At 49.8% G+C, this 8,762-nt stretch carries 9 protein-coding genes; 5 read left to right on the top strand and 4 right to left on the bottom strand.

Annotated elements, in window-relative coordinates; all coding sequences use genetic code 11:
- The first annotated feature begins 429 nt into the window (after window positions 1–429).
- The 4 genes from Q674_RS33600 (at window position 430) to Q674_RS33585 (ending at window position 3,261) form a co-directional block, all read left to right on the top strand.
- A complete protein-coding gene (locus Q674_RS33600) occupies window positions 430–1,233 on the top strand; it encodes an AraC family transcriptional regulator (protein WP_023009240.1) in 804 nt (267 codons plus the stop codon).
- A 263-nt stretch (window positions 1,234–1,496) separates the two neighbouring features.
- The gene (locus Q674_RS33595) at window positions 1,497–2,225 is read left to right on the top strand and encodes a 2OG-Fe dioxygenase family protein (RefSeq protein ID WP_023009239.1); all 729 of its coding nucleotides are present in this window, start codon (window positions 1,497–1,499) and stop codon (window positions 2,223–2,225) included.
- Window positions 2,226–2,303: 78 nt separating this feature from the next.
- The gene (locus tag Q674_RS33590; RefSeq protein WP_023009238.1) at window positions 2,304–2,960 is read left to right on the top strand and encodes an AzlC family ABC transporter permease; all 657 of its coding nucleotides are present in this window, start codon (window positions 2,304–2,306) and stop codon (window positions 2,958–2,960) included.
- On the top strand, window positions 2,953–3,261 hold the full coding sequence (locus tag Q674_RS33585; protein ID WP_023009237.1) for a hypothetical protein: 309 nt from the start codon (window positions 2,953–2,955) through the stop codon (window positions 3,259–3,261). The genes Q674_RS33590 and Q674_RS33585 overlap by 8 nt, the downstream gene beginning before the upstream one ends.
- Window positions 3,262–3,894: 633 nt before the next feature.
- Here the strand turns inward: Q674_RS33585 and Q674_RS40695 are convergent.
- The 4 genes from Q674_RS40695 to Q674_RS33565 all read right to left on the bottom strand — a co-directional run bounded on the left by Q674_RS40695 (window position 3,895) and on the right by Q674_RS33565 (window position 8,058).
- Window positions 3,895–4,806: a helix-turn-helix domain-containing protein gene (locus tag Q674_RS40695; protein ID WP_023009236.1), complete on the bottom strand. Its 912-nt coding sequence runs from the start codon at window positions 4,804–4,806 to the stop codon at window positions 3,895–3,897.
- Window positions 4,807–4,838: 32 nt separating this feature from the next.
- Entirely contained in the window at window positions 4,839–6,074 is a 1,236-nt protein-coding gene (locus tag Q674_RS33575) for a PLP-dependent aminotransferase family protein (protein WP_031210230.1), read from the bottom strand.
- 122 nt (window positions 6,075–6,196) lie between these two features.
- Entirely contained in the window at window positions 6,197–7,321 is a 1,125-nt protein-coding gene (locus tag Q674_RS33570) for a radical SAM protein (protein ID WP_023009235.1), read from the bottom strand.
- On the bottom strand, window positions 7,318–8,058 hold the full coding sequence (locus Q674_RS33565; RefSeq protein WP_023009234.1) for a Phenylacetic acid catabolic protein: 741 nt from the start codon (window positions 8,056–8,058) through the stop codon (window positions 7,318–7,320). Before Q674_RS33565 ends, Q674_RS33570 begins: the two co-directional genes overlap by 4 nt.
- 293 nt (window positions 8,059–8,351) lie before the next feature.
- Here Q674_RS33565 and Q674_RS40945 point away from each other — a divergent pair, with 293 nt between their 5' ends.
- A complete protein-coding gene (locus tag Q674_RS40945; RefSeq protein ID WP_200861363.1) occupies window positions 8,352–8,753 on the top strand; it encodes a GFA family protein in 402 nt (133 codons plus the stop codon).
- Window positions 8,754–8,762: the final 9 nt, after the last annotated feature.

The following is an 8,762-nucleotide window of genomic DNA, read 5'->3' as shown; positions in this document are numbered from 1 at the left end:
TCGAATGTTCGCTTTGCGACCGAGCCGAGCTAAACCAAAGCGTATATCTGAGCAAAGGGGTCGATTCTTGGCTTCACTGCCAGGGCTCGTGGGACACAAAGTTGTTCGAAAAAACGAGTCTGGGATCAGCCCAGTGGATGTGTTGTCCGATTTTTCCTATCCTGTTGTTCGGTTTGTCGCCGTCCATAAACCACATGTCGGCATCGGTGTCGTCTGGGACAGTGGCACCGTCGTTATTGATTCTGGTTCGGTTTTTTCCCTGATGCGGTTATCGCTCAGACGGTGGCGAGGGGGAGGTCACGAAGGCTGCTAGATGTAAACGCGCTATGGACTTGGATGACCTAGATGAGGTTACTGGCTAGCGCTGAGACCAAGGTTCATTAGCGATGTAAACGTAATATGGATTAGAAGTAAAATCAGGAAGATTAAATGATGTACACAAAGGATTGGACAAAGGTTTCCCGGCCCACCGAAAAAATAGAACGAATGGAGGCTTTTTTTGCTAGTCATGGATTTTCTCCTCACCGACACGACACCTACGCCCTAGGTATTACCCTCAACGGCGTCCATAGTTTCAGTTATCGCAAGTCCATGCGACATAGTTTGCCGGGCAATGCGGTGGTGATCCACCCAGATGAATTGCACGATGGTGAGGCGGGTACGGAAGCCGGCTTCCATTATAAAATCCTCTATCTTTCCCCCGAGATCATTCAGCAAGTGCTTGGCGGGAAACCTCTCCCGTTTATTGCCGACGGCATTTCATCCGATCCACGGATCGTCTCTGCCATTTCAAACTTGCTCACCGATCTGGACGGCCAGCTTGATAGTTTGGAAGAGGAGGATGGAATCTACGAGATCGCCCAGGCTCTCAGTCACGTGTCTGGTCAAAAGACACGGCGTAGAAAAGTAAACTACCGATCGGCTGAATTGGCTCGACAATTCATGCTCGACGCCGCCGGCGAAGTCGTCACCATGGACCGCTTGGAGCAAGTGTCTGAGACCGATCGATGGAGTCTATCGAGGGATTTTCGTGCTTTGTTCGGAACCAGTCCTTATCGCTATTTGACCCTGCGTCGGTTGGATAAGGCTAAGGCTATGATCAACACAGGGATGGCGCTGGTAGATGTTGCAGCCGCCTGTGGTTTCGCTGATCAAAGCCACATGACGCACCATTTCTCCAAAACGTACGGACTGCCCCCTGGCCGGTGGGCGGACCTGATGCTTCGCAACTAGCTTCCAATCTGCACGATCATACAAGACCCATTATCGACCTAATTCCTAGAATCGTTCGGGACTCCTAGGCAGAGGGCCCGAGTGGGCTTTTCCACGCTTTGGTTACCGGCTTGGAGTCAGGATGAAGCCTAATCGTCTTGGTAATGAGGCGTAGGCTTTCCACTTCAAAACACCTTATAGGGACATAGTTATGAAATTTGAGAGCAAAGTGAACCCTGTTGCGGGTACCGTCGGTGGCACCCTGCCTAAGGAAGGATATCTACATGACCGCTTTCGCCGAAAAAATTCCCTTTGAAAACAGCGCCAATCAGGATTACTTGAAGAATGGGTATTGTGTCATCGATATGCCCGAAATTCCTCAAAGCCTATTGGATTCATTCGCTAATATGCCGAGAGATATGCACAGTCTGGGGAGACTCAGAGAGATTCGCTTGACCCAGTACATTGGATATTGGGAAGAAGGGGAGTGGTTTTTTGCCCCCCTTCCAAAGCGAAAATATGTGCAATCGGCCGATTACATCAAACTGGCCGAAGCCGGCGGCGTCCCTCGGCATCGTGAACAAATTGTCGGGGACCCAACGCCGTTGATTGCCGCCGTACTGAATCAGTTGCCCGTTGAACTCAATGACATGTTCCAGATCAACGTGAACCAAATCAGGGTTATCGCGAACGCTGAATTTAAGGGTGTTACGGTGCCTGAGGGTCCACACAGGGATGGCCACGAATTCAGCGTGATCGCCGTGGCACGACGGCAGAACGTGAAAGGGGGGGAAACCCAAGTGATCGATCCCAACACCCGGGAAATCTTGTTCCGCACCACCTTGGATGAGAACCAGGCCATTCTGATCGATGATGAGCGTTTCATTCATTACGCTACCAACATCGAGCCCGAAGACGGGGAGGTGGGCTACCGGGATATCTGGGTCATTGAAATTAACCGCTGGCACAATCGGGCCTACGGACCCGCTCACGAACGGTCAGCGTTGGTCTAACCCATGCCTGATTCGCCCAGTCTTGACATGGTTATAGACCGGCCCCCTGGGAAGGCGTCGTCGACCAGGCGGGCTTTCATGAGGGTACTTCCGTCCGCTATTGCGATTGCCCCGGTTAGCATGCTCTTCGGCGTGCTCGCTTACCGGGCGGACTGGAGCCTGTTGGAAGTTCTGGCAGCCGGATTTCTTGGCTTTACCGGGAGTGGTCAGTTCGCTTTGCTTCCGCTGGCCGAGACCGATGCCAGCTTTCTCACCATGCTCTTGATCTGTGCATCGATCAACAGTCGTTACTTTCCTATCGCCCTCACCACCACCAAACGTTTGCCCAAGACTGGGTTGGCCAGAACGTGTGTGTCACACATGCTGGGAGATGAGGCCTTTGCTACGGAAAGAAGCCAGGATACGGTTCACGAGACTCTGATCATTCGGTTAACTATCTTCGTGTGCTGGGTGGTCTCCGGCGTATTCGGCGCCCTTATGGCGTTGGCCATTCCCAGTACTTGGTTAAGCAATGATATCCACTTAGGGTTTCCTGCGAGCGTTGTCCTGGTGTATCTGTCAGTCACGCAAATAAAGATTCGGGTATCCGGTGTCTATCGTCGACAGTCGGTGATGATCGCGGCCTGTCTGGTATTGGTGGCCGCATGTTATGAGTGGTTAGGCCCCACCTATTTCTGGATGCCGAGTGTATTTATCACTGCTATCATTCTGGAGAATTGGAAAAAGCATGAATGATGGCGTGACGGCCGCGATCGCGGCCCTGCTCGTAACAAGCCTTCTGGTTCGAGTTCTTCCGGTGCTGTGTGACTTTCAGTTTCCCGACGGATTGGTCAAGTGGATAGAGACGATTCTTCCGTCGGCTGTGTTTCTGAACTTTGTTACGTATATTTTTTTGCAGGAGATGCAGGTATCTGCGGGTGCTGCCCTGGTTTCCCTGGGCATCACAGCTCTGTTGGCCTACCTCAATTTTGGAGGGCTTTTCGTGGGCGTGCTGGGTGGCTGTATTACTTATTACTTGCTATCCACCAGTTATTAGGCGCGACGATAGATGTTCTCTCGCATCTGCATCCTTTTTTCGTTATTCAGCCGCCCTAAATGTTCGCTTTGCGACCAGGGCATCCTCTGAACTCAGCTAAACAGAAGCGAACATTCGATTGAGAGCTTTCCTTCAGAGCCTCAAAACCCAAGCGCTGTTCCACTGGATCGAGTGCGGCTTTGAAGACAACGCTGGCACGGTTGGCACGATCAACTTTGTAAGGGCGGTGCCCGCCCCGTTCGCCCGTGAAGTGATCGATGCAATAAGGTCGCCAGTAGCAGTCACCCAACGAAGCGACTCAGTTGCGGCTTAAAGCCGCCACCTAGCGCCGCAGAAATCGCCTTCGGGTGGGCGAGGATGTCAATCACTGGCCTTTCCTGGTTCTCGCAACACCCACACTCAGCAAACCAAGCCCCATCAGCGCCAGAGTCCCCGTCCCGGGAATTAACATCAGCGCACTTTCGGAGTTCAGTGGTGTGTGGTCGTCGGCGATTCATCAGAAGCTTTTAATAGAGCAGTCGTCCGGCTCTTAAGCGTTGGTGTGCAGTTTGGCGGGTATACGTACAGTGTGACCCTGTCCCCACGGTTACTCATTACTTTGTCTCTGTGAATCACTCGATCCTCACAAAGGTTTCACATGAGGAAGATTGGTCGTTTTTCAAATCCTCTACGATAGTTCGATGGGGTTTGTCCGGTAAACTTCTTGAATTGTTTTGAAAAGTTGGAGGCGTCTGAGAAGCCAGAAGAAAGTGCAATTTCTAAAATGGAGTATTCGTTGCTCTGGAGTAACTGACTTGCATATTCTATTCGCTTTCTTAATATATAAACGTGAGGTGAATCGCCGGTTGCGGATTTGAATACACGACAAAAATAAAAAGGACTTAAAGCTACTTGCTGAGCTAAATCATCTACAAAGATTCGATAGGAAAGATTCGCTTCGATATATTCATCGATCCAGCGAACTTGCCTATTTGTCAAGGTTGACCTGGTGGCGTTATCGGTTCTCACTCTCCTTGTGTTTTCGCAGATGATCTGTGCCGCCAACGCTTTACCATAAAATTCGGCAAACATTGGACCATGCGGGTTGCCGTCTCGGATTTCATTGTCGATTGCCAGAGCGGTTTCCAGAAGCAAGCTGTTTTGTTTGAAAAACAGAGGATGACCGTGGAAGCGGCTAACGCCCATTTCTTCCGCCACGCTTGAAACGAGTTTCTCTGGGATGGTCATCAACAGTAGCTTACCCAATGGCGATGTATAACTGACCTGGTGGGGGCAGTTGTGGGGCAGATACACTGCAGAGCCCCTGTTTTGCGATTCTTTTCGGACAGTACCATCTACGCGTCGGTTAGCCTGAGCAGCCGAATTGAGCTTTACCATTAAGTAATGACCGGTCAAAGCATGTTCAATGGTTTCAAAATGATCTTTTTCTACCCGCTCGAAAAAGATGCTCTGCCATCCATACTCACGGCTTCCCCTGCCATCGTTGTTGGCGAGAAGTTGTTGTCGATCGTCTTCATGTTGGAAGTTGAATTGTTTCAGGCCCATAAAAACTCCGTTTAAAATGGTCGGTGTTTTCGCTACCCTTGAGTTTCGCGTTGTTCCGTCCGCTGGATCGCAATCGCAAGCCGCTTAACAGCTTCGTCCGCCAGGGAGGGCGTGATCGTTGAGAACGAAAGGCGAACCGAACTTAAGTCAGGTATCTCACAATAAAAATATTTCCCCGGAACAAACATCACGTGATGGCTTAGAGCTTGCTGAAGAACGAGTGATGCGTCCAGTCCGTTTGCAAATCGCCCCCAGAGGAACATCCCACCGTCGGGCACGTTGAGTTCGAGGGCGTCTGGCAAATGTTCCGAAATAGCTTTTATCAGCGCATCGCGCCGGCATTTGTAGGCCTTTTTAAGAAGTTGAAGCCGGCCATCAAGACGGCCGCTTTTCAGGTAATAACCTGCAGTGTATTGCGAAAGCGTACTACTGTGAAGGTCCATAGATTGCTTGGCACGGCATAGCGAGTGAAAATAGCTCTCCGGGGGAATACACCAACCCAAGCGTAATCCGGGGGCGACAGTTTTTGAAAAAGACGAAATGTAGATAACCCGGTTTTTCGAGTTAAATGACTGTTCGGCTATTTCAAAGAGTGACGCAACATGCTCTCCGTCGTATCGAAGATCTCCGTATGGGTCGTCTTCAACGATCATAATGTCATGACGGATAGCAAACTCAACAAGTTTTGTCCTTTCGGGAAGTCGCAGGGTTGTGCCGGTTGGATTACTGAAGTTGGGAACAAGGTACATCAGCTTAATACGGTTATTGGCAACCAATGATTCCAATCGTGTGAAATCAATGCCGTACTGATCACCTTGGAATACTAATGTCTTCGCTCCTGCCATATTGAAAACCTGTAATGCGGCCAGATAGGTTGGCTCTTCAACCAACACACTATCACCCTCATCAAGAAAGGCTCTGGCTACAATGTCGAGCGCCTGCTGCGAACCGCTTGTAACTAGAATATGGTCGGGTTCCGCGCTGATTCCCTGCGCTACCATGCGGGAGGCAATTTCTTCCCTTAAGAACAATTCTCCTTCGGTCAGTCCATATTGATAGGTGGCATTTCTTGCACTTTCAACAGCTCGGAAAGTGGCCGCTTCAAGCCCTTCGGTATCTATGAGATCTGGTGCGGGTATTCCTCCCGCCAGTGAGATCATACCAGGGATTTTGGAATGCCTGAGCAGATCCCTTATCGCGGAACTGCTCATTGTCTGCATTCGACGAGAAAGAATGCTCTCGGAGGAGCTTGATGATCGACGGCTCATTTCAAATCCATTTGTTTTTCCAGAAGCATCTTCTGGCGTGTAGGTAACCCTTGAGCGGCTAAGATAATACCTGGCCGACAGCCCTGCTAGGTGCTCTACAGGGCCCCCTTCGGAGCGTAAAGTTAACTGGTAGCAATTAGGCGATTGTTGATGCTGGTGTCTGTGACCTGGCAATACGGTGACCAGATGAACTGGCTCCAATATGCCTCGGCTACTTCTATCCAGGTTTTTAGTGATTCTTCACTCCCTAGAGATGCTTTCAGGCCAGTAAGAAGCCAGCTATAGACTGCCTGACTGTCGCGGCAATCGCTACAGTGGCCGGAAGTGCAACAAACCTCAAGAGTTTCCAGGTCTGGTTTGTAAGTGTTAAAGCCCGGAAGTATGGGGTTTCCGTTTGATTTGCGTGAAACGTTATCCGGGTGATCGCTGCTTATGCTTGGGCATACTTCGTAGCTAAACGTTCCCAGCCAGGAGTTGCCCGTTACTATTGCTTTGATATGCTCCGGGTGGTTGGTGATCGTTTTAGGATATTTGGCTTTCAGATTGCTTAGGAGCTCAAGCAATCGTCGCTCATTATCAAGTTTTAAAGGATGATTGCTGTCGTATTTGCTATAGAAATTGAATGTCAGACGATTTCCGTTATCTCTGATCTTCTTAACGGTATCCTCAATATATTCAATCCCATCTTCGGTAACTGCATATACGAAAGTAGCCCTCGGGTCGTTTCTGTAGTTGGCAAGCGCTGAATCGAAAAGACCCGTGAATGCCTTGCCATTAGGCTTTATAGCTCTGAGATCATCATCAAGCGGTCCTCCGCCAAATAGTGAAATGAACACAGTGGCATCGGTGAAGGGGGCGCTGAATGGCAGCTTTATTAACCCATTGGTCGAGATAGCCAGAGTGTCCATGTGTATTGCAAATTCAGCTATTCTCTCTTCGAAAAGAGTAGGCTCACCACCAATCAGGAGTGCCGAGTTCACACCTCTTTCACTTTCCCGCTTTATGAAATCTCGCCAGTCAGCTATGTCTGTCTTCTCCCTCGCGCCTTTATCGTGACCATATTCGAAGAACCAGCAGCCTTTACATCGAATGTTACAGGCATTGGTGAGATGGTATTCTGATGATCGGATGCTTGATGAGAAGCCCTTTACTAACTCGAAACGAGTAATCCAATCTTCTTGATTAGCGAGTAATTCAAGCGCTTTTCCGGTGGCCCTCGTGCGGTAGTGATCTGCTGTGTAGTTCATGCGCTAACTCCTGTCCCATGATGAGGCACTGTGAGACCAAGGGCCGCGAGTTTCGGGATCGTTTTCTTCTTGAAATTTTCTCTCAGTTCTCCGTTGAGGGTTTTTCTAAAACCCCACTTTACATATGCCCGCGAACGTTGGGATTTCTCATGTCCGAAAAGACCTAATATATGGGGCCACAGCCTATCGAGTGCCTGTTGTGCCTGTGCACGGCTTTCGTCATTTGAGCTGGCTTCACGAATGATTCTGAATCCATGGGCAACATGCACATGTTCATCCCGAATGATTTGATCTTCGAATATTTTCGCAAATGGCTTATAGCTGCAGTCCTTAAACTCAAGAAGGTGTTCTAGAACCACGGATTCTCCCAGGAAAGAGAAAATACCGCGCTCCATCCAGTTTCTGACGCCCGTAACAAGCTCATTTGAGTAGTAAGGTCTCTCCGTGAAGTGCTGAGAAAGCATGTGATGGGTATCAATATTTATGTCGGAGAGAACTTTTGCTGTTAGCTCGAAGTGCTGTATTTCCTCAGCGGCCCGCTCGCAACAAATTAGTTTTTCATATGCGTTGGGCGCCATCTTATAGAAAACCTGTGTGTAATCGTCGGCTCCGGTCAGTTCACCTTCCGCATGTACCAGCATCAGGTGGCTCGCAAGTGACCGATACTCTTCAGGCATTTTGAAGAATTCATCCGGAGTACTTACTTCATGGCGCCCAACTTCTACCGTCTCTGTCATCGGTTCTCTCCTTGAGTCTTTGGTAACTATTTCGCGGTGTTATAAATGGTAGGGCCGGATGAAAGTGCTTGTCTTGGTTCAGATTGCGAAATTTGTGTTACTTTGCTCCTTGTTGGCCGCTGGCGTGATAGAAGCGGTATGGCATTTAACCATGTTACCAACCGCTTTAGCCGATGGGACGCGTCCAATTTATTGGGGGAAGTCCACACCAAACGCTAACCGCATCGGTTCCCACCGCTGGCGCTCCGGCACGCCGCAAAGCCAAGCGTTCAATGTACAGAAGGAGATCCCCTATGGGGCTGAAGGGAAGCTGTTTGTGTGGCGAGATAAGTTACGAGATCGACTCTGTGGATATGCCGATTGTGCATTGTCATTGTCAGACTTGTCGTAAAGCCCATGCGGCCTCATTTGCCGCCACTGCGGGAGTAAAGCGCGAGAACTTCCGTTGGCTCAGCGGCATAAATTCTATTTCTACGTTCGAATCATCTCCTGGCAAATCGCGCCATTTTTGCAAACGCTGTGGTTCTCATTTGGTCGCCGAGAGGCCTGCGCAGCCACACGTAATTGTTCGGGTGGCCACTCTGGACGATGATCCCGGTTTGAAGCCAGAGGCTCATATTTGGGTTTCGCACGACGTGCCATGGCTTGAGTCCGATAGAGTGTGTAAGTATAAGGAATGGCGCGACGACATTTAACAAATCGAT

The sequence above is a fragment of the Marinobacter sp. EVN1 genome (genome assembly GCF_000475375.1).
GTDB classification, from domain to species: Bacteria; Pseudomonadota; Gammaproteobacteria; order Pseudomonadales; family Oleiphilaceae; genus Marinobacter; species Marinobacter nauticus.
The sequence above is the reverse complement of the archived record's forward strand: the minus strand, read 5'-3'. Positions and strand labels throughout refer to the sequence as shown.

Bases quoted from the DNA above. Each gene is read 5' to 3' on its own strand.
- Q674_RS33600 (WP_023009240.1), top strand. From the start codon at position 430: ATGATGTACACAAAGGATTGGACAAAGGTTTCCCGGCCCACCGAAAAA.
- Q674_RS33595 (WP_023009239.1), top strand. From the start codon at position 1,497: ATGACCGCTTTCGCCGAAAAAATTCCCTTTGAAAACAGCGCCAATCAG.
- Q674_RS33590 (WP_023009238.1), top strand. From the start codon at position 2,304: ATGAGGGTACTTCCGTCCGCTATTGCGATTGCCCCGGTTAGCATGCTC.
- Q674_RS33585 (WP_023009237.1), top strand. From the start codon at position 2,953: ATGAATGATGGCGTGACGGCCGCGATCGCGGCCCTGCTCGTAACAAGC.
- Q674_RS40695 (WP_023009236.1), bottom strand. From the start codon at position 4,806: ATGGGCCTGAAACAATTCAACTTCCAACATGAAGACGATCGACAACAA.
- Q674_RS33575 (WP_031210230.1), bottom strand. From the start codon at position 6,074: ATGAGCCGTCGATCATCAAGCTCCTCCGAGAGCATTCTTTCTCGTCGA.
- Q674_RS33570 (WP_023009235.1), bottom strand. From the start codon at position 7,321: ATGAACTACACAGCAGATCACTACCGCACGAGGGCCACCGGAAAAGCG.
- Q674_RS33565 (WP_023009234.1), bottom strand. From the start codon at position 8,058: ATGACAGAGACGGTAGAAGTTGGGCGCCATGAAGTAAGTACTCCGGAT.
- Q674_RS40945 (WP_200861363.1), top strand. From the start codon at position 8,352: ATGGGGCTGAAGGGAAGCTGTTTGTGTGGCGAGATAAGTTACGAGATC.